The organism is Paenibacillus elgii NBRC 100335 (assembly GCF_004000865.1).
Classification (GTDB): domain Bacteria; phylum Bacillota; class Bacilli; order Paenibacillales; family NBRC-103111; genus Paenibacillus_G; species Paenibacillus_G elgii.
Window position 1 is genome coordinate 1 of sequence record NZ_BIMB01000003.1, and the last position, 19040, is coordinate 19040.

The following is a 19040-nucleotide window of genomic DNA, read 5'->3' on the forward strand; positions in this document are numbered from 1 at the left end:
TTCGCCCTGAGGTCCTTGAGGTCCTTGGTCACCTTGAGGCCCTTGATCGCCCTGAGGTCCTTGAGGTCCTTGGTCACCTTGAGGCCCTTGATCACCCTGAGGTCCTTGGTCACCTTGAGGTCCTTGGTCACCTTGAGGTCCTTGGTCACCTTGAGGTCCTTGATCGCCTTGAGGTCCTTGTTCGCCCTGAGGTCCTTGAGGCCCTTGATCGCCCTGAGGTCCTTGAGGCCCTTGATCACCCTGAGGCCCTTGATCACCCTGAGGTCCTTGAACGCCTTGAGGCCCTTGAACGCCTTGAGGTCCTTGATCGCCTTGAGGCCCTTGATCGCCTTGAGGCCCTTGATCACCTTGAGGCCCTTGAACGCCCTGAGGTCCTTGAACGCCCTGAGGTCCTTGAACACCTTGAGGTCCTTGATCACCTTGAGGTCCTTGGTCACCTTGCGGCCCTTGAACGCCTTGAGGCCCTTGATCGCCTTGCGGCCCTTGAACACCTTGCGGCCCTTGAACGCCCTGAGGTCCTTGAACGCCCTGAGTTCCTTGAGCGCCCGTAGCGCCGGTAGCCCCTTGAGGTCCTTGAACACCTTGAGGCCCTTGAGTTCCCTGCGTACCACGAGGTCCTTGAGCGCCTTGTGCGCCTTGAGGTCCTTGAGGCCCTTGGAAGCCTTGAACACCGCGAGGTCCTTGAGCACCTTGAGCACCTTGAGGTCCTTGAGTGCCTTGAGGTCCTTGGAAGCCCTGAACGCCACGCTGTCCTTGAGGTCCTTGCGGTCCTTGAGCGCCTTGAGCGCCGCGAGGTCCTTGAGTGCCTTGAGGTCCTTGGAAACCTTGAACACCGCGCTGTCCTTGAGGCCCTTGAGGTCCTTGAGCCCCTTGGGCACCTTGAGGCCCTTGAGTGCCCTGAGGTCCTTGGAAGCCCTGAACGCCGCGCTGTCCTTGAGGTCCTTGAGGCCCTTGAGTTCCTTGCGTACCACGAGGTCCTTGAGGTCCTTGAGGTCCTTGAGGTCCTGCACCCTGAGGTCCTTGAGGCCCTTGAGGCCCTGCTGGCCCAACTGCTCCATCTGTCCGTGCAGCCTCCAAATGAGTAAAGACGGACTGGGCTACCACAGTAACCGTTCCGGCGTTAGGTTGAAGAACTACCCCCAAGCTGTCACCCGGAGCGAAATTCATTTGAGCGGTGAAGTTTACTGTGAAAGGCAGGTCCGGTAGATCGATATCTCGGATGAATATTATTCCGGATTGGTTAGGTCCTGACAATGAGAGTGCTACGAATTCCACGGAAGGGTCCGCCAAGAGAAGAAGGGTGACACTAATCGTGTACACGCCGCCCTGGCTGGAGACGAAGGTTGAAGTCGTTGGGTTATACTCGCCGTTCAAATCATACTCAACGGTTTGAAAGGCTACGTTAAAGGGTCCGGTTGTTGGAATAATTTGGCTCACCAATGCATGAGCTCTAAATGCGGATTCGGCCAACTGGATATCACCTCCGTATACTAATGTAGCTCCACTCTCAAAAACTAAGATCGCGAAGCCTTTAATATAGTATGTGATAATGCACAGCGAGCCTCGGCTATTGCAGAGGTGAAATCGCATATTTTCGGCGCAAAGGGAAGGGCTTTGGGGGAGCGGCTCACTTTTCCCGACGCCATTCATATCAGGGCTCGTTGATTTTGCTTCTGATTAAATAGGAACCGATGGAGTCGATTGGGCTTCTGAACGAACCGTTCACACCGGTCAGTTTGAGGATGACGATAACTGCTACAGGGCCAGATTGGCCGGATTTCAGCTAAAAATTTAGGAGAACGTTCGCATACATTGGGCAGCGCCAGCTTCGGCAAGGAAAGCGAGGAGCAGGTGAAGGCGCCGATCAGCCGCAAAGGCATTCGATCGCTGTCTTACCAAGTTTCGTGTTGACTGCGACCTTGCCCGTTCATCTGCAAAAAAGCCGTCTGCCAAGCGGCAGCCGACTATTTGCTTCTAATTGCAATTTGGGGGACAGTGGATTCATTGTGCGGGAACAGTCTTCTTGGTCCCGATATACAGCGTATCTTTCTCGGACAAACCGTACAGGTTTGCTTCCTCGACACCGTATTTTTCCGCCAAATTAAATAAAACGACATGAAATCCGGCCGCTTCCAACCGGCCAACGAATCCTTTACGATTGTAAATGCGTACATGATCGTCTTGGCCGAAGTGTTCTTTTCTTGCCTGCGGCGAGGTCACCGTCGGGTCCTCCAGAATCTCCTCGAAGTTTAAAGCGATCGGCACTTGCAGAATGCTCCAGCCGCCCGGTTTCAATACGCGGTAGATTTCTGCCATCGCTTTATGATCTTCGGTGATATGTTCCAGTACATGGCTGCAAATCACGGCATCGAATGTTTCGTCAGCATAAGGCATGGCCGTTAAATCTACCCGCTCCATTTCCGCATCCTGAGGCATTAAGTCGCCGCATATATAGGAAAGGTTCGGCTGCCCTTTTAACCATTTCCTTAAATTTTTCTCGGGTGCAATGTGCAGTAATTTTTGCGGCCTCACGAGCAGATCCGTTTCCCGTTCAATATAGAATTTATACAATCTTTCCCTGTCGAAAGAGGAGCAGACGGGACACATGGCGGTCTGCTTGTTCCACATTTCATACTGGCACTTGGGAAAATCGTAAATATCCGGCCACGGGCGAAAGCGTACAATCGTATTATTACAATAAGGACAATAGTAAGGGCCTTGGTGCTTGAGATGGTCAACCAAATGATTTTTCTCCTTTCCTAAGCCTTGTCAAGCCGTTTTTTAACGACGGCCGGTACCCCAGCGGCCATAGTAAAGTCGGGAATGTCGTCTTTGACAAAGGCTCCGCCGCCAATGATAGACCAGCATCCGATGCGGCATTTCTCCCGAACTGAAGAGCCGATGCCGATGTAGGCTCCTTCGCCGAGGGTCACGTTGCCCGCCAGATTCACACCCGGGGCGATGGTGACATAATCGTCAATGACTGTATCATGACTGATGTTGGCGCTTCGATTGACGATCACATGGCTTCCGATCCGGATATTATCGGTAAGGATGGTTCCTTCGCAGATCATGCTGCCTTGCCCTACGATATTTCTTCTGGACAAACGGACACGAGGATGGATCAGCGGGTCTGCGATGTGGAATCCCGACCGGATCGTGTCGTAAGCAAACCGCTTCTTTAGAGCTGGGGACCCGACCCCGGCACATACGATTTCGACCTCATGCCGCATCGATTCGATATCGTCAAGCGTTCCCAATACGGGAAATTCATTCACCAGTTGGCCCTTCATTTCGGGCCGGTCGTCCAGAAACCCTAGCACCTGAACTCCCATCTCTTCGCAAAGCCAGTTGACTTCGCGGGCGTGCCCGCCCGATCCCCAAATGACGATCTTTCTCATCTGGCATATCCCTCGGTAATGCTTCCAAGCACCTTCACAATCTGTCCGACGGTGGCCTCATTCATTTCCTCCCAGAGCGGCAGACTGACAATCCGGTCCGCAATCCGTTCCGTCGACCGAAGATCGGAACGGGGGTAGCTTTGAAACTGCTTCTGCTGATGGCATGCCGGGGAGAAGTAAGTTCGGGCTTCAATCGAATGGGAGGCTAGCCGCCGGATGACTTCCCGGTTGCCGTGAGAGTCCGGGCTCAGCAGAGAGAAAAATTGCAGGGGCACCTGGCCCTGCATCTTTTGGGCAGACCATCCTCGCTGCAACAAATCCTGCTGCTGCAGTTCACGGAGATAATAGCCGATGATCGTTTTTCTTCGCTCCTGTACGGCCTGGAACCCTTCGAGTGTGGCCAGGGCGATAGCGGCGGTATATTCGGATATTTTGCTGTTTAAGCCTAACATCACGGATTCCCTGGAGCTGGAGAAGCCGAAGTTTCCAGCCTGGCGGATTCGCTGAATGAGATCCTGATCTGCGCTATACACTAAGCCGCCTTCTCCGACGCCAAACGTCTTGGTCGCGTGAAAGCTGAACACCACGGCTCCACCGAAGCCTTTGCCGAATTGTGCAGCATTCTCTGCAACAGTCGTTCCAAAGCTGGCAGCCGCATCGATGACGACCGGAATTCCTTCCTGCAGCAGCTTGTTGTAATTGGATAAATCGATAGCCGAACCGAAAGTGGCGTAAGGAACGACGACCGCGATCTGCTCGCCCAGCCGCTCGACGGTCTCCTCCAATTGCGTTCTGTTCATTTGCCAATCGTCCGGTTCGATATCCAGGAAATAGGGCTCAAGCCCGCACCACTCGGCAGCTAGAGGGGTCGCTGCAAAAGTAAAGCTGGGCATCACCGCATATTTGCCCCGGGGCCGCTTGCTTTGCGAAATCGCCAGCATCAGCCCGATTGTGGCGTTATGCACCGTCACGGCTGCGCCGGCGCCATCGAACATTTGGGCAATTACGCGCGTTTCAAACAGATGATTTAAGGGTCCGTAATTGGAGTAAATCCGGCTTGCTTCTATGTTTTCAAAATAAGAAAGCAACCGCTCCTTTTTGACTAAATTCGGTCGCAAGAACGGAATTTCATACATAAGGCAACCTCTTCCCACTGGAATCCACTTTCCAATTAAAATGTGCACACCTTATAATATGAAATCCACGAATAGGTGGAACGGCGAATGCCTGTCTCTCTGATTTTCGCAATGCCTCATTCTATCGTATTCAGGATCGAATCGATCCGCTGAATGTCCGCTGCAAATTGCGGGTATCCCTGCACGCGTTTGCGGTAAGCAAGAAGGGCGGTTTCGTACAATTCCTCCGTCTCCAGAAACCCGTCTTCTCTGGAGGCGATCGTGATATCGAGCCATTCGCTGAACGCCTTGAAGCCAAGCGCGCTGTTATTTTGGCTGGCATGTAATCGAAAGTAGCTGAGCGCTTCCGGAATATACACCGCGTTTCCTTTGGACAACAGGGATAACCAGGCAGCCATATCGTTGATCAGCGAATATTGCTTCCCGCGGTATACTCCGAACGGTTCGGTAAGGTCCGCCTTTTTAAACAAAACGGTCGTCGGCTCGCCGATCACATTTAAGCAGCGGGTTAACGCGATGTTCCCCAGCATTTTTCCATCCATCACTCTTGTCTCTTCGTAAAGTCTGACCGTGGCGGCAATAGGGGCAAGAAAGCTCCCCGATTCATTGATGGTTTGCCGGCAGGAGGTGACCAGCGTAATGTTTTCGAATTCGTGAAAAAAACGGAGCATTTTGGCGATCTTCTCTTTATGAAATACGTCGTCATCCATCAAGTAATTGATATATTCCCCTGAGGCCAAATCGAAGCATTTGTGCCAGTTTTCAAGAAAAAGGTTTTTCTCGTTTTTGTGATATTTGATTTGGGGATAAGTCGGCAGATAAGCCGCTTCCAGCATTTGTTGCACTTCATTATTGGAGCTGTCGTCGCAGATGACGATTTCGATATTCGGATAGGTTTGTTCGAGTACGCTGTCAATAGCGATTTTTATCGTATGTGGCCGGTTATAAGCGGGAATCACGACACTAACCAACGGATGTTCCAAGATAACTCCACCTTTCTTAAAAATGAGTGACGTCCCGCAATGGACGATAGGATTGCACCTCCCAGAATATGCGTTCTCAAGCGAAATGTGCGTTCATGCGCAAGGTTTTGGGCGGACGGATGTTCGAGCAGCGGAATACACTGCGTATGTGAAAAAAGAGAATGGATCTGGGAAAGGGGAATCAACTTGTCGTCGGACTTTATTCCTTTATTGACGGTTCATCTGTTTGTGACAGACAAGATTTCGAAGAATAAATTGAAAGAACTGATCTTGAGGTTAGCAGAAAACCACATCACCGTGAGAATGTATGGCCCTGATGACCCATTAGTCGATGCCGGACCGCGGAAGCCGCGCGTCTATGTTTCCATAGGAGAGGAATGGAAACCTTTCACAACTCTAATTTCGCTGCCAGTTCAGGAAAAAAAACGTTGGCTGCACTTCCAAACGCCGGACGAACTCGAATCGCATAAATTGTTTTATTGCTGGCTCAGCGGGACAGATCCTCTCCCTGAAAACAAAACCGTTCCGCCTACACGTTTTTCCTCCGATACGCCTCTGATCTCCGTGTTCACGGCAAGCTACAGGTCAAAAGAAAGAATTCAACGTCCTTATCGATCGCTGTTAAATCAGACTTACCCGAACTGGGAATGGGTCATTGTGGATGATTCCGGAGATGACGACGAAACTTACAAGAATGACTTGCTTCCTTTAAAAGACTCTCGCGTGCGCAGATATCGCCAGGATTCCCGCAATGGCTATATCGGGGCGCTCAAAAGGTATGCCGCAGGTCTTTGTACGGGGGAAATCTTAGTCGAGGTGGATCATGATGACGAGCTGATGCCCGATTGCCTCGAGAAGATTGTTCGGGCCTTTCAGGAAAATCCCGATTGCGGCCTGGTCTACGGGGATTGCACCGAGGTGTACGCAGAAAACCTTCATGCACATTGGTACGGCTGGGATTGCGGATTTGGATACAGCGTATTTTATCGGGTCTGGCTGCATGCAATGAACCGCTGGCAAAATGCGCATAGACATACGACGATCAACGGCAATACGGTCCGCCATTTGGTCGGGTTGCCGAATCATCCTCGCGCATGGTCCCGGGATTGTTATCATTTGGTCGGGGGCCATCGCGATGAGCTGCTGGTGGCTGACGATTACGACATGCTGATTCGGACGTTTCTTTGTTCCAAGTTTGCGGCTATTCCCGATTTACTTTACATCCAATATCGGAACGAAAGGGGAAACAACACCACTTTTCTAAGAAATAAGCAGATCCAGATTTTGGTCAGAGAGTTGGAACGATATTACCACGATAGAATTCATTCGAGGCTGACCGAATTGGAACTGCCGGAGCATCTGCCATACAGCCGTATATGGAAGACCTCCGTACATGATCCCGCCCGCAAAACGGCTCACGTCATTCATGAAGACAACACTCGGGTTTCGATATTGTTCCCGATTCCATACTCTCATCCGGAGACGAAGCATACTCAATTAAGGAAGACTCTCCAAAGGGGTGCGGAGTCGGGCTTTAAGAACACCGAGGTTATCGTCGTGGGCCGCATCCCTAAGGAAGTGGAGTTTTTTGCTTCCCATGCACCCGAAGGGGCGATCCGCTGGTGGCCGATGGATCCGGACGATTCATTGGAGACTTGCATCCAGTATGCGAAGTATTGTGCATCCTGCGAAGAGAAAGTGGTCGTGATGCCTTAAAAGACAGGGCAGCATAAAGTGGGGAAGGAAGATGAATATCAGGATGTCGCCGTATGCGGGACGGCCATCTAATGACGTATTGATTGTTTTTCGTTATTGCAAACGGGAGCGGTGGTTGCAGCAGCCACCGCTTTATTATTGTCAAGCCCTCGGCTTGTTCCAACGCTGCGTTGTTGAACCGCTCAATCGGATGTCCAAACTGGAGTGTCTGATTCTTTATTTTGTAAAAGCTCACTTTCTCAACGTTTTTAGTTTACATAATAAATATTATGTAAACTTTATTGAGGCAAGCAAGCTGCCGGTCAAATATGTTATAATAGCAGGAAACCCAAACCACGGGAGGGCTGAGGCCATGTTTGTCGTCACGGCGGAAGAAATGAGAAGGGTCGATCTGCATACGATTCAAACGGTTGGCATCCCGGCGCTTGTGCTGATGGAGAATGCCGGCCGGGCCGTGGCGGAAGAAGGCATGGAGCTGTTCGACGCCCGCAGAGGCGTTTTGGCTGTTCTCGCAGGGAAGGGCAATAACGGCGGGGACGGGCTTGTAGCCGCCAGACATTTGATCGAAGCGGGTTACGACGTTAAAATCATATATGCCGAAGCCCCGGAATCGTTCCGTGGGGAAGCGGCGATTCAGCGGGACATCGCGTCCCGGTTAGGAATACCTTGCGAAGTATACGATTCGTCGGCAATCGATTGGAGGGGATACAGCGGCATCATTGATGCGCTGCTTGGAACCGGCAGCCGCGGGGCGCCGAGAGAGGCGTATGCCGCTCTGATCGGACAAGCGAACCTTTCCGGATTGCCCATCCTTTCCGTTGACTTGCCGAGCGGCTTGGACGCGGATACCGGGCAAGTCTTTGATCCATGCATCCGGGCGGCCCGTACCGTTGCGCTCGCTTTTACGAAGCGGGGCTTGGAGCAGTATCCGGGCGCAGAGTTTGCCGGCGAGGTGAAGGTGCGCTATATCGGCATCCCCCGGAAGGCGGCTGCCGAAGCCGGTATCCGCACGTTCCGAATCGAAGAGCCGCTCTTATCGCGGCAGCTCCGGCTTGAGGATTACCGGCTGCGGCGGGCCGATTCGCATAAGGGCACCTACGGCCACGTCCTCGTTGCTGCAGGCAGCAGATCGATGAGCGGGGCGGGGCTGCTGTCGGCCAAAGCCGCGCTTCACGGCGGAAGCGGCTTGGTTACGTGGGCCTTGCCGGATCGACTGGCCGAGCCGATGTTCGGCCAGGTGCCGGAGGCCATGCTTGCAGGGCTGGCGGATGAGCAGAGAGGAGACTGGAGCGCCGTCCAAGCGGATGCGCTAGCGCATCTCGCCGTCGGAAAAGACGCGCTGCTCTTCGGCCCGGGCGTCGGACGATGGGGACAGGACACAGCCTTCCTGCGTAAGCTATGGGAGGGAACCGATTGTCCCCTCGTGCTTGATGCGGATGCGCTTAATATGCTGGCCGCTGCGGGGGATGCCGCCAATTGGCCGAAACGCGGAGCACCGGTCGTGCTGACACCGCACCCGGGGGAAATGGCACGTTTGACCGGCTCCACCGTACCGGCTGTCCAGCGGGATCGCATAGAGACGGCCCGCCGTTATGCGGTGCGCACCGGCGTGACGCTTGTCCTGAAGGGGGCACGGACGGTGATTGCCGATCCCGAAGGGAACGTCTATATCAACCCGACCGGCAATGCGGGCATGGCTACCGGAGGAGCCGGGGACGTTCTGGCGGGAATCATCGCGAGCTTGTTGGCCCAAGGCTGGCATGGTCCTGAGGCGGCAGCGCTAGGGACCTATCTTCATGGCGCCGCTGGGGACCGAGCAGCCGCTAGCCGTGAGCTTCCTGCATCGCTGACGGCCGGGGAGATCATCGACCATTTGTGACAGTTATCGACACTTACAATTAATGCAATTGATTATACTTGTCGTTAATATTTAATGACGTTTATTATAAACCCAACACGTTTATATTCATTTTTCGTCATAACACGCCTCACAAAAATCATTCGGCTGTCGAATACTATAATTATGACGTTTGAAGGAGGTTTCCATGGAGAAATCCATCAATCAACGTTACGTGCTTACCGAGCCGATTCTTCCGATGTTAAGCGGAATGCTATACAGTGGGAAAGATTTGCCTTTGCGAAGAGACGTCGTTTTTTTCGTCGTGGAAAGCACGGACGAAGCCGCCAAAGAGGCGTATATCCGCAAGCTGCGGGAGGTTGCGCCGCTTAGCGACAATCGTTTTTTACATATCCTCGATGTAGGGATGGAGCCGAATTATATTTTTGCCGTGCTGAAGACGTTCGACGGCAAGCCGTTTATCCAAGAGCTGAAGGGGCATCGTTTTACCCCGGAGGAAGCGGTCTCCAAAGTGCTGGAGCTTGGAAAAGGTCTGATGGATGCGCTTGAGGAAGGGATATCCGGCTGTTCCGTTCATGCTGCGAACCTGTGGCTCAACGATGACGGACAGCTCAAGATCATTAATTATTGGGAAAAAGGGACACACACGCAGCGCGGCGCCCAAGGTCTCGGCTGCCTGCTGTATCAGATCTTGACCCGTTCCGAATCGATCCCCGTTTCATTCGATACGATGGAACACCGACTGCGTGAGGCGCTTGCGGCGATTCCGCACGCAGAACAGGAGCTGCTGATTTCTACCCTGCGTCGGGTGTGGAACGACCAGGAAACGCTGGCTTCATTTATGCTCGTGCTGCAGAGCTTGCGGCAGGACACCGCCGTCAGGCAGGATGTGTCTATGCCGGTATGGGATAGGCAAGTCCGGGAAAAGACAGAACCGGAGAGTACGTACGAAGAGGAAGAACCGGTCGAAGAGGAAGAAGAGGCTCCGCCCCGGAGAAGTCTAGGACGGACAGGACGCAAATTGCTGGTTGGAACGGCGATTGCTTGCTTGGGGGGCGCCGCAGCTTTCGTATGGCTGGGGAAGCATCAAGAGGAGCCTTCAGGCCAAGGCACCTCGCCGGCCCAAACCGAGCATCACGCTCCCGTACAGCCGCCGCATCATACTTACGACATACCGGCCGGGCCAGAAGTTGCAAACGACCCAAATCAGAAAAAAGCGGAAGACGAAATCGTGATCGTGCCTAATTTGATCGGGCTGCAGAATGATACAGCTGGCAAGCAGGCCATGGCGGCCGGGCTGCATTTCGAATTCGCCATAGAGGTAAACGATCGCGAGGAAGGCACGGTGTTCAAGCAGGAGCCGGCCGCCCATACGCAGGTCCCCAAAGGCACCGAGATCAAATATTGGGTGAGCAAAGGAAAGCAGCAATAAACAAGCCGGCCCCGAGCGAGACGGGGACCGGCTTACAGGCGTTATTCCGATGGCTTGTCGATCGCTTCAGCCATCGTTTTATCGGTCAGGTGGGCGTAGATCTGCGTCGTTTCCGGCGATGCGTGCCCCAATTGCTCCTGCGTTTTATACAAATCGTTGCGCAAATAATAGTCAGTCGCGAATGAGTGGCGAAGCTTATGCACGGACAAGTAAGGCTTGCCGAACCGTTTGGCGTATTTGATCACCATCTCCTGTATGGCGCGCTTGGTCATGCGCTCGCCTTCTTTTTTGCCGTTGGCAACGGCAAGGAAGAGGGCTTTTTCCCGTTTGGGCGCTTTGTATCTCAGCTGGCGCTGCTCCAAATACGAGGACAAGAAGTCGACGGCTTCCTGCCGGAAATAAACCGGCGTTTTAAACGTATCGTCGTTTTTACCTTTACGGTACACATACGTAAGCTTTTTCTTCAAGTCGATGTCTTCAACATTGAGATTGAAAACCTCGGATACGCGGAGGCCCGAATTCAGGATCAGGCTGATGATGCAGACGTCGCGGACCTTGTTGAGCTCGTAGGAGTAGAGCGCCTGCTTGTTTTTGGCGACATCGATCGGATAGCCGGTTTGCACGTACTCGATAAATTCCGCGATTTCCGCCTCCTGGAGCAGCTTGCCCTCCAGCTTGGCCGCGGTATCCTTCGGCTTGTGCGTGCGCTTGATTTCGACTTTGGCCATCACGTTGCGCTTCAGCAGCGGATAGAAGTTCTCGTCCTCGGCAATTTGGCTCAAGTAATGGAACAGCGACCGCAGCGAGGACAGCTTGCGGGCGATCGTCGTCTTGCCGTTCGAATTTTCTTTGCGGGTGGCGAGGAACATTTTGAAATTGTCGATGCTGTCCATATGCAGCCGTTCCAGGTCAATGAGCGGCACATCCTTTACCGTAGCGGCGGAGGACAAGCCTTCCGCGAGCAGCCATGAAAAGAAGGTGTCGTAGTCCCGCACATATTCAAGCAGCGAGGAAGGGGAGAGGTCGGGCAGCTTGTAATTGATGAATTTCTCCACATACCATGGCATGGAGGGCACTTTTTTCTCCAGCTCGCTGCGGTCTTTGATTTTGATAATATTCATGCGAACCGCCTCCATACGAATAAATAGGTTACATAATAAATGTTATGTAATGAATTTTGTTGAGGAATTGAACGATATTATGAAACTCTCAGGTTCCTAAATTTATTATGGGAGAGCAGGAACAGGTCTGTCAATTACAAACGGGAGTCGCTGCGTATTCGCGGCAATCTCCGCAATCCCAAGCGAAACATCCCTGCTGATGCAATGACATGCGAGCCCGTGGGATGTTTTTTTTCGAATAAATTACTTGCATAAAATATCTGTATGCGATATATTGCATAATAACCAAGGGAGGGGTACTTATGCCGATTCCTGGAAACTTTTCGACGCCGATCCGATTGTCGGCCAAGGAACGGGCGTTGTCGGAAATTCAGCGCTGGATCATTGACGGCACACTTCACCCCGGGGAGAAGCTGCTTGACGCAGACTTGGCCGAAGCGCTGGGCGTCAGCCGCACACCGGTCCGGGAAGCGCTGCAGCTTCTTGAGGCTCAAGGGCTGGTCGAGCTTCATCCGGGGAAGGAAACCAGAGTGAAGCTCATTGAAATGGATGACATCCTGAAGCTGTACCCTACGCTGGCCTCACTGCACGCCTTGGCTGCGGAGCAGGCTGCACCGCTTGTTCTGCCTGGACACATCGAGCAATTGAAGGAGCTGAACGCCCGGTTCTCCGACGCGATTGCCGTAGGACAGCCGTTTCAAGCGATGGAGTGGGACGAGCAGTTCCACAATCTTATCGTGGACATTGCGGACAATCCGTATATCGCTTCGTTTGGCGCATCGCTCCAAATTCACATCCGGCGCTTCAAATACGTATTCCTGAAGCAGCCGGTTGCGGCGACCCAAGCCTCCGTACAGGAGCATGCGGCCGTGATCCAGGCGCTTGAGAAACGGGAGCCGGAAGCGGCGGCCGCCATGATGAAGCAAAATCTGTTAAGACCGATGCGCGAGCTTTATGAACTGATCTGACAAAGAGAAGGAGAGGAAGACGATGCCGGGAAAAGAAGAGTTGCGAATTCGGAGTCATATTATCAGCGAGGGCGTCAATCGGGTCCCGAACCGGGCGATGCTGCGGGCGGTCGGTTTTCAAGACGAGGATTTCAAGAAGCCGATGATCGGGATTGCCAGTACCTGGGGCGAAGTGACGCCCTGCAATATGCACATCGACCAATTGGCAAGAGAAGCCAAGCAGGGGGTGAAAAACGCTGGCGGAGCACCGCTGATTTTCAACACGATCACCGTGTCCGACGGTATCGCGATGGGCCACGAAGGCATGCTGTTCTCGTTGCCGAGCCGGGAGATTATTGCCGATTCCATCGAAACCGTCGTCGGCGCAGAGAGATTCGACGGCGTCGTGGCGATCGGAGCCTGCGATAAGAATACACCGGGCTGTCTTATGGCGATTGGGCGGTTGAACCTGCCGGCAGTCTATGTGTATGGAGGAACGATCCAGCCGGGCCAATTGGATGGGAAAAAGGTCGATATCGTCACCGCGTTCGAAGCCGTCGGGCAGTACCATGACGGAAAGATGGACGACGAAACTCTGCACCGGGTGGAATGCAACGTATGCCCGGGGGCGGGAGCGTGCGGCGGGATGTACACGGCCAATACGATGGCTTCTGCCGTGGAAGCTTTGGGGATGAGCCTGCCCGGCTCGTCATCGACGCCTGCCATCTCTCCAGGAAAAGCTGCCGAATGCGCGGAAGCCGGGAAAAAGGTGCTGGAGCTGCTCGAAAAACGGATATTTCCGCGGGACATTATGACGCGAGAAGCGTTCGAGAACGCCATCACCGTCGTCATGGCGCTGGGCGGCTCCACCAATGCCTTCCTTCATCTCATCGCGATGGCTCATTCGGTGCAGGTGGATTTGACGCTGGATGATTTCGAGCGAATCCGGCAGCGCGTGCCGCATCTGGCCGATTTGAAGCCGAGCGGAGCGTATGCCATGCAGGATCTGAACGATGTGGGAGGCGTGCCGGGAGTGATGAAGCTCCTGCTGGAGCGGGGGCTGCTGCATGGCGACTGCATGACCGTAACCGGCAAAACGTTGGCCGAAAACTTGGCTGCGGCTCCTCCGCTGCATGAAGGCCAGAAGGTCATCCGCTCCTTCGACAATCCCGTCAAGCCGGACGGTCCGCTCGTTGTGCTGAAAGGGAATCTTGCTCCCGAGGGCGCGGTTGCCAAGATGTCCGGCATGAAAAAGCTGCGCTTTACAGGTCCGGCTCGTGTCTATGACAGCGAGGAAGAAGCGACGCGCGCCATCATGAACGATGAGATCCGGAAGGGCGATGTGCTGGTGATCCGGTATGTGGGCCCGAAGGGCGGACCCGGCATGCCGGAAATGCTGTCCGTTACGGCCATGATCGTCGGCAAAGGACTTCATGGGGAAGTGGCGCTGCTCACCGACGGCCGGTTCTCGGGAGGCTCCCACGGCTTCGTCGTCGGACACGTATCTCCCGAAGCGCAGGTCGGCGGACCGATCGCTTTGCTGCGGGAAGGCGACTTCGTCACCATCGATAGCGAGACGCAGCAGATTACGTTTGCCGTGTCGCCGGAAGAACTCGAGGCCAGAGCGAAAGCCTGGAGCAAGCCGCCGTCAAAGGCTTCCAGCGGGGTGCTTGCGAAATATATAAGGCTCGTGTCCTCGGCGGCCCGAGGAGCGGTTACGGATTTGGACTTGTAATCGGTAATCACCGATGCCAGAAAAACGCCGTCTGCTAATTCAAGCAGCCGCGTTTTTCTGACTTGCGTGCAAATTAGGCGGGCAGGGGAGTCGGAGTCGGCTTGGCGTAGCCTTTTTGATACTGCTTGTCGATCTGTTCGCGGATGTCTTTGGCCGATTGGCCCTGCTGCTGCCACTGCGCGGATTTGACGGCAATTTCCAGACATACGCCGCAGCGGGTGGCGTGATCGTCCCATACGACCGAGCCGTCGGAGGCGGTTTCTTTAATGAAGCAGTTCATGTTGCTTTGATGTCCTGCACTCTCGGCGCAGCCGCAATAACAAGGGATATTACGCAGCAGATCCTTCGTCTGGGCCGCAACCAAATACGCTTTCTTCATCTGCTCCGGCTGCTTGTCCAGGAAGGAGGGCAGCGTGCTCAGCGAGGCCGTCTTTTCTTGCAGATCGCCGCTTGGCGTCTGATGCGGGGCATGTGGCTCCTCCGCCGTCTTGGAGCCGCCGCAAGCGCTCAGCATCAGCAGAACGGCGGTCGAAGCCAGAACTACCGTTGTACGTCGTCGAAACAATGGATTCACCTCGTCGCATTCGCTTTATTCGATCGAATTATACCATACCCGCGTATACCATGACAAAAGCAGCTTAGCCCTGAATCGAACGGGTACCGCCGTAACATCGACACCGTCAGAATTTGTTGTCGAAGATCAAGGTCTTGCGGCCTAGGCGCCCTCCGCCTGCACCTCATTCACGTAAAAAATTGTCCGCTCAGCCTCTAAAATGAAATGGATTGTATCCCATAATAGTGGAAATTTATCCCTCCCCGCCTCCATACCGATATGCCATAATGAAAAGGAATGAGCCTAAAGTACCTTATATGCCAAGAGGAGGGAATTGATGTGTTCGATACGATCGTCCAAATTTTGTGCCAAATTAAAGAGGACCCGTCATTGCGGGAAAGGCTTACGCATGAAACGGATTTGAACAACGAGGTCGGACTGGATTCGCTACAAATGCTCAACTTTATGGTCAAGGTAGAGGAAGAACTGAAGATCGAGATCGATTACGATGAATTCGATTACCTTCATTTTCGCTCCATCGGCACATTTATCGACTTCTTAAACCGGTGTGCTCCGGTCGAGGGCGCTTACGAGCATGCTGTCGAATAAAGCCGCTGTTGCTTTGCGCAAAACGGTCATGGGCACGTTTGACCCGGAAACGCGCTGGAGAGATTCCCTGTTGTCGATGCTGCCCCGGATTCCCGACCCGGAAAGAGACCGGATCGTTCTTTGTATGGATGAATTGCTTTTCCCGCTATGCGGGCCTGACGATATATTGGTTACCCGCTGCCGGATCGATGACGCGCTGCTGGACTACTTCGATAAGCTGGGCGTCTCGTTCCATCATCACAGCGTCGTGGACTTGACTTCGCCGGAGGCCGAAGAAGCGCTGCGCTCGCAGGATTTCGCGTCGTGCATCTTTAAGCTCGCTCCCTGGGACGGAATCCCCGGCTCCAATACGGACAAGCCGTATGTGCTCTCGCCGTACGCGGTAACCGAGGAAGCGCAAGAGTACGCGGGAAAGGTGGCTTTCGCCAACCCGCTGCCGGATTTGGCTGTGGTGAAGCGCGTAAATTCCAAGCTGTACCACCATCGGCTGCTGGAGGATACGGGACTGCGCACGTACGGCACGCCGGCCATGAGTGTGGAGGATGTGGAGCAATACGGCACGGAACTGCTGAGCAAAGGTGCTTTTCTGATCAAGGACCCGTTCGGCGTTTCCGGCAAAGGCAACTTGCTGATCGAAAGCCCGTCGCTGCTGAAGCGGATCGTTTCGTACCTGCGGAAGCAAGAAGAAGCAGGCTCTCAGACGCTCTTTTTGCTCGAACCGCTGCTGCCCAAGGCGGCCGATTTCTCCAGCCAATGGCTGCTTGAGCCGGACGGCACCCGGCAGCTGATTTCCGTCCAGCGGATGATGAACCGCCAGCAAAATTACGGGGGCTCGGTCACGGCGGAAGCCGCCTTTGTGAACTCCCTCGAACAAAAAGGATACTTCAGCATGCTCGAGGCAGCCCTGCACGAGCTGTATCTCGACGGCTATTTCGGATACGTTTGCTTCGACTCGATGCTGCTGGAGGACGGGGAGCTCGTCCCGATCGTCGAGATTAACGCCCGAATGTCGATGGGGCTCATTAATGCCCATCTGGACGGGCTGCTTGCAAGCTGGAACCTCAAGGGCTGGCTTACCTATCTGTCCGTCGCTCTGCCGGATGAATTCCGCTTCGAACGGCTGCTCCAAACGCTGGAGGATGAGCAGCTGTTGTTTACCCCGCTGCGGCAAAGCGGCATCATGCCGCTTTCCTCCGGTACGTTAACCGTGAACGGCGGCCCGGGCGCACGATCAAACGCGAAGCCGAAAGGCCGGTTGTATGTGTCGGTGATCGGACAAACGGAGGAGGCCCGGGAAGAAACGCTAGGGCGGCTAAAGCAAGTGCTGCATGACCTCTCGGTTACCGTATTCCATTAACAGAAGGGCAGGGAGCTGTCCATGACCAAGAACGCGATCACGCTGTTGGCCTCGGGCAATTCGCTCGGCGCTTATATTCCTGCCATTCATCTGCGGGAATACCTTGCGCGCCAACATGTGCGAGCGGAAGTGCAAGTGCTTGAAACGCTCTATCGCGAGGAGACCCGCAGCAAAATCAACGGGTATAAAAAAGCGTTTCACGATAATTTTTCGGTCGCCTTGACCGGACATCGGATGGCCAAGGACATTAGCCCGAATCTCGACGATTCGGCGGTCCGCCGGCTGCACGCGCATTGGCGGCAAACGGGCTGCGCGACGTTTATCGCATTTACGGGGTTTTGGCTGCCTATTTTGGAAGCCTACAAGGAGGTTGCGGGGTTTCCCGTCCATATCGAATGGATTCATATGGATGCTTGCGACACCCCTTCGTATAAGGTTTACAAATCTTCCTACCAAGCATACCGCAATGTTCAATTTTACGATCCCGGGCTCGGAAGCCCCGGTTATTTGATCGCGTCGCCGGACGCAGAGCACGCGTCCTTCGAGGAACGGAACGACCGGTTTCTCATTCATGGTGGCGGCTGGGGGATCGGTACCTACCGGGACAAAATCGAGCGGCTGCGGCGCGGAGGCTGCCGGCTGGATATCATTGCGTATGACGAGAGCGAAGTACAGGAGGATGATGGGGAAACCCGCTATTTTATGGTGGACCCCGAGTGGAGTCCGTGGATCAAGGACGCCGGCGGTGCGTATACCTATCCTCCAATGCTGGAGCTCGTGAGGCGGCAGGGAACAGTCGAACGGCGCAGACTGCCGGACTACGCTTCTTATTTGGAGCTCGTGCGCTTAAGCCGGGCGGTTATCAGCAAGCCGGGGGGCGCTACCTTGAACGATTCGTTAGTGTACGCTACGCCGCTGCTGCTGCTTGAGCCGTTCGGCAATCACGAGGGGAGCAATGCCGATTTTTGGAAGCGGTGCGGATTCGGCATTAGCTTTGACGCTTGGGAGGAGGACGGATTTCCGGCCGCGCCTTTGCAGGCCTGCCACGAACGGCTGCGAAAACAGCGCATGACAGCCTGTCACTACGGGAGGGAATTTGATACGGCCCCAAAAGAGCGTTACGTCTAATCCACTAACCTTTCCAAAAAGATGAAGGATCAGGAGGACGTCATGGAACGGATGATCCGGGTGAGCGGACTGCACAAAACCTACGATTATTACACGAAGGAAGCGGGTCTCCGGCATTCCTTGAAAAATTTATTTTCCCGCAAAACACTGACGAAGGAAGCGGTCAAGTCGATTTCGTTCGAGATCGCCTCTGGAGAGTGCGTCGGCTTCATCGGGCCGAACGGTGCTGGGAAGACGACGACGCTGAAGATGCTTTCCGGGATTCTGCATCCGACCGGCGGGGAAGCGTCGGTGTTCGGCCATACGCCATGGGAGCGCAAGAACGAATTCAAGCGCATCTTTTCACTGGTTATGGGGCAAAAAAATCAGCTGTGGGTCGATTTGCCCGCCATCGAATCGATCTACCTGAACAAATGCATTTACCAGATTCCGGATGACGCCTACGAGCGGATGCTTGCCGAGCTGTCGGAGATGCTGGATGTAAAGCACTTGCTGCAGGTCCAGGTCCGGCGCCTGTCGCTCGGCGAACGGATGAAGATGGAGCTAATCGCTGCGCTGATCCACAGTCCCAAGCTGCTGTTTCTGGACGAGCCGACGATCGGCCTGGATCTGATCTCGCAGAAGAAGATCCGGGAGTTTCTGACCTATTACAACGAACAATTCAACGCCACCTTGATTTTGACCAGCCATTATATGAAGGATATTGAAGACGTCTGCAAGCGTACGATCGTCATTAACGAAGGCCGGATCTTGTACGACGGCGATTTTAAGAAAATCAACGAGCTGTTCAACGAAGTCAAGGTGCTGAACGTTCAGTTTTCCGAGCCGGTGCCGGAAGAAAGCCTGAGGCCGCTCGGCTGCGTCACGAAGCGCGACTTGTATCACGCGGTCATCGAGCTGCCGAAGGAGCATTTGAAGCCGGTATCCCGGATGCTGCTCGACCGGTTTCCGGTTGTCGACTTCACGGTGGCGGACCTCCCGCTTGAGGAAAGCATTGCCAAGCTGTATGGCAAAGAAGTAGCCACCGGATGACCCCGCAGGCGTAAACAACCGTTTCAACCTAA

Annotated in this window: 16 protein-coding genes; 9 read left to right on the plus strand and 7 right to left on the minus strand. The window is 54.2% G+C overall.

Annotation, left to right across the window (positions count from 1 at the left end):
• The 5 genes from PEL01S_RS34895 to PEL01S_RS02910 all read right to left on the minus strand — a co-directional run.
• Positions 1-1058: hypothetical protein (locus tag PEL01S_RS34895; RefSeq protein ID WP_218032543.1), on the minus strand; the 1058-nt coding region annotated here is incomplete at its 3' end.
• A gap of 943 nt (positions 1059-2001) precedes the next feature.
• Positions 2002-2418, minus strand: coding sequence for a class I SAM-dependent methyltransferase (locus PEL01S_RS02895; protein ID WP_231885153.1), 417 nt, complete (start codon positions 2416-2418; stop codon positions 2002-2004).
• 341 nt (positions 2419-2759) lie between these two features.
• Positions 2760-3401, minus strand: coding sequence for an acetyltransferase (locus tag PEL01S_RS02900; protein WP_127459198.1), 642 nt, complete (start codon positions 3399-3401; stop codon positions 2760-2762).
• A complete protein-coding gene (locus PEL01S_RS02905; RefSeq protein WP_127459199.1) occupies positions 3398-4537 on the minus strand; it encodes a DegT/DnrJ/EryC1/StrS family aminotransferase in 1140 nt (379 codons plus the stop codon). The genes PEL01S_RS02900 and PEL01S_RS02905 overlap by 4 nt, the downstream gene beginning before the upstream one ends.
• A gap of 116 nt (positions 4538-4653) precedes the next feature.
• On the minus strand, positions 4654-5520 hold the full coding sequence (locus PEL01S_RS02910; RefSeq protein WP_127459200.1) for a glycosyltransferase family 2 protein: 867 nt from the start codon (positions 5518-5520) through the stop codon (positions 4654-4656).
• Between the two features lie 186 nt (positions 5521-5706).
• On the opposite strand from PEL01S_RS02910, the gene PEL01S_RS02915 reads away from it, so the two are divergent.
• The 3 genes from PEL01S_RS02915 (at position 5707) to PEL01S_RS02925 (ending at position 10526) form a co-directional block, all read left to right on the plus strand.
• Positions 5707-7236: a glycosyltransferase gene (locus PEL01S_RS02915; protein WP_127459201.1), complete on the plus strand. Its 1530-nt coding sequence runs from the start codon at positions 5707-5709 to the stop codon at positions 7234-7236.
• A 352-nt stretch (positions 7237-7588) separates the two neighbouring features.
• Positions 7589-9115 (plus strand): NAD(P)H-hydrate dehydratase, encoded by a 1527-nt coding sequence (locus PEL01S_RS02920; protein WP_127459202.1) that lies wholly within the window; start codon positions 7589-7591, stop codon positions 9113-9115.
• Positions 9116-9281: 166 nt separating this feature from the next.
• Complete coding sequence (locus tag PEL01S_RS02925; protein WP_127459203.1) at positions 9282-10526, plus strand: PASTA domain-containing protein; 1245 nt, start codon at positions 9282-9284, stop codon at positions 10524-10526.
• 41 nt (positions 10527-10567) lie between these two features.
• On the opposite strand, the gene xerS is transcribed toward PEL01S_RS02925, so the two are convergent.
• Positions 10568-11647: a tyrosine recombinase XerS gene (gene xerS, locus PEL01S_RS02930; RefSeq protein ID WP_127459204.1), complete on the minus strand. Its 1080-nt coding sequence runs from the start codon at positions 11645-11647 to the stop codon at positions 10568-10570.
• 302 nt (positions 11648-11949) lie between these two features.
• Between xerS and PEL01S_RS02935 the strand changes: the two genes are divergently transcribed.
• Together PEL01S_RS02935 and ilvD are read left to right on the plus strand one after the other, a co-directional pair.
• A complete protein-coding gene (locus PEL01S_RS02935) occupies positions 11950-12615 on the plus strand; it encodes a GntR family transcriptional regulator (RefSeq protein ID WP_127459205.1) in 666 nt (221 codons plus the stop codon).
• A gap of 22 nt (positions 12616-12637) precedes the next feature.
• Positions 12638-14329, plus strand: a complete 1692-nt coding sequence (gene ilvD / locus PEL01S_RS02940; RefSeq protein WP_127459206.1) for a dihydroxy-acid dehydratase — start codon at positions 12638-12640, stop codon at positions 14327-14329.
• Between the two features lie 73 nt (positions 14330-14402).
• Here ilvD and PEL01S_RS02945 read toward each other — a convergent pair whose 3' ends face one another.
• A complete protein-coding gene (locus PEL01S_RS02945) occupies positions 14403-14894 on the minus strand; it encodes a PCYCGC motif-containing (lipo)protein (protein WP_239551061.1) in 492 nt (163 codons plus the stop codon).
• Between the two features lie 327 nt (positions 14895-15221).
• On the opposite strand from PEL01S_RS02945, the gene PEL01S_RS02950 reads away from it, so the two are divergent.
• From PEL01S_RS02950 to PEL01S_RS02965, 4 genes are read left to right on the plus strand one after another with little or no spacing between them, the layout of a single operon-like run.
• Positions 15222-15491, plus strand: a complete 270-nt coding sequence (locus PEL01S_RS02950) for an acyl carrier protein (protein WP_127459207.1) — start codon at positions 15222-15224, stop codon at positions 15489-15491.
• Positions 15478-16848: an ATP-grasp domain-containing protein gene (locus PEL01S_RS02955; protein ID WP_127459208.1), complete on the plus strand. Its 1371-nt coding sequence runs from the start codon at positions 15478-15480 to the stop codon at positions 16846-16848. The genes PEL01S_RS02950 and PEL01S_RS02955 overlap by 14 nt, the downstream gene beginning before the upstream one ends.
• Positions 16849-16869: 21 nt before the next feature.
• Entirely contained in the window at positions 16870-17976 is a 1107-nt protein-coding gene (locus PEL01S_RS02960) for a hypothetical protein (RefSeq protein WP_127459209.1), read from the plus strand.
• A gap of 42 nt (positions 17977-18018) precedes the next feature.
• The gene (locus tag PEL01S_RS02965) at positions 18019-19008 is read left to right on the plus strand and encodes an ABC transporter ATP-binding protein (RefSeq protein WP_010500873.1); all 990 of its coding nucleotides are present in this window, start codon (positions 18019-18021) and stop codon (positions 19006-19008) included.
• Positions 19009-19040 lie beyond the last annotated feature (32 nt).

What these genes read in the sequence shown, in the direction of transcription:
- PEL01S_RS02955 (WP_127459208.1), top strand. Translation starts at nt 15,478, where the DNA reads ATGCTGTCGAATAAAGCCGCTGTTGCTTTGCGCAAAACGGTCATGGGC.
- PEL01S_RS02905 (WP_127459199.1), bottom strand. Translation starts at nt 4,537, where the DNA reads ATGTATGAAATTCCGTTCTTGCGACCGAATTTAGTCAAAAAGGAGCGG.
- PEL01S_RS02895 (WP_231885153.1), bottom strand. Translation starts at nt 2,418, where the DNA reads ATGGAGCGGGTAGATTTAACGGCCATGCCTTATGCTGACGAAACATTC.
- PEL01S_RS02935 (WP_127459205.1), top strand. Translation starts at nt 11,950, where the DNA reads ATGCCGATTCCTGGAAACTTTTCGACGCCGATCCGATTGTCGGCCAAG.
- PEL01S_RS02920 (WP_127459202.1), top strand. Translation starts at nt 7,589, where the DNA reads ATGTTTGTCGTCACGGCGGAAGAAATGAGAAGGGTCGATCTGCATACG.
- xerS (WP_127459204.1), bottom strand. Translation starts at nt 11,647, where the DNA reads ATGAATATTATCAAAATCAAAGACCGCAGCGAGCTGGAGAAAAAAGTG.
- ilvD (WP_127459206.1), top strand. Translation starts at nt 12,638, where the DNA reads ATGCCGGGAAAAGAAGAGTTGCGAATTCGGAGTCATATTATCAGCGAG.
- PEL01S_RS02965 (WP_010500873.1), top strand. Translation starts at nt 18,019, where the DNA reads ATGGAACGGATGATCCGGGTGAGCGGACTGCACAAAACCTACGATTAT.
- PEL01S_RS02900 (WP_127459198.1), bottom strand. Translation starts at nt 3,401, where the DNA reads ATGAGAAAGATCGTCATTTGGGGATCGGGCGGGCACGCCCGCGAAGTC.
- PEL01S_RS02925 (WP_127459203.1), top strand. Translation starts at nt 9,282, where the DNA reads ATGGAGAAATCCATCAATCAACGTTACGTGCTTACCGAGCCGATTCTT.
- PEL01S_RS02960 (WP_127459209.1), top strand. Translation starts at nt 16,870, where the DNA reads ATGACCAAGAACGCGATCACGCTGTTGGCCTCGGGCAATTCGCTCGGC.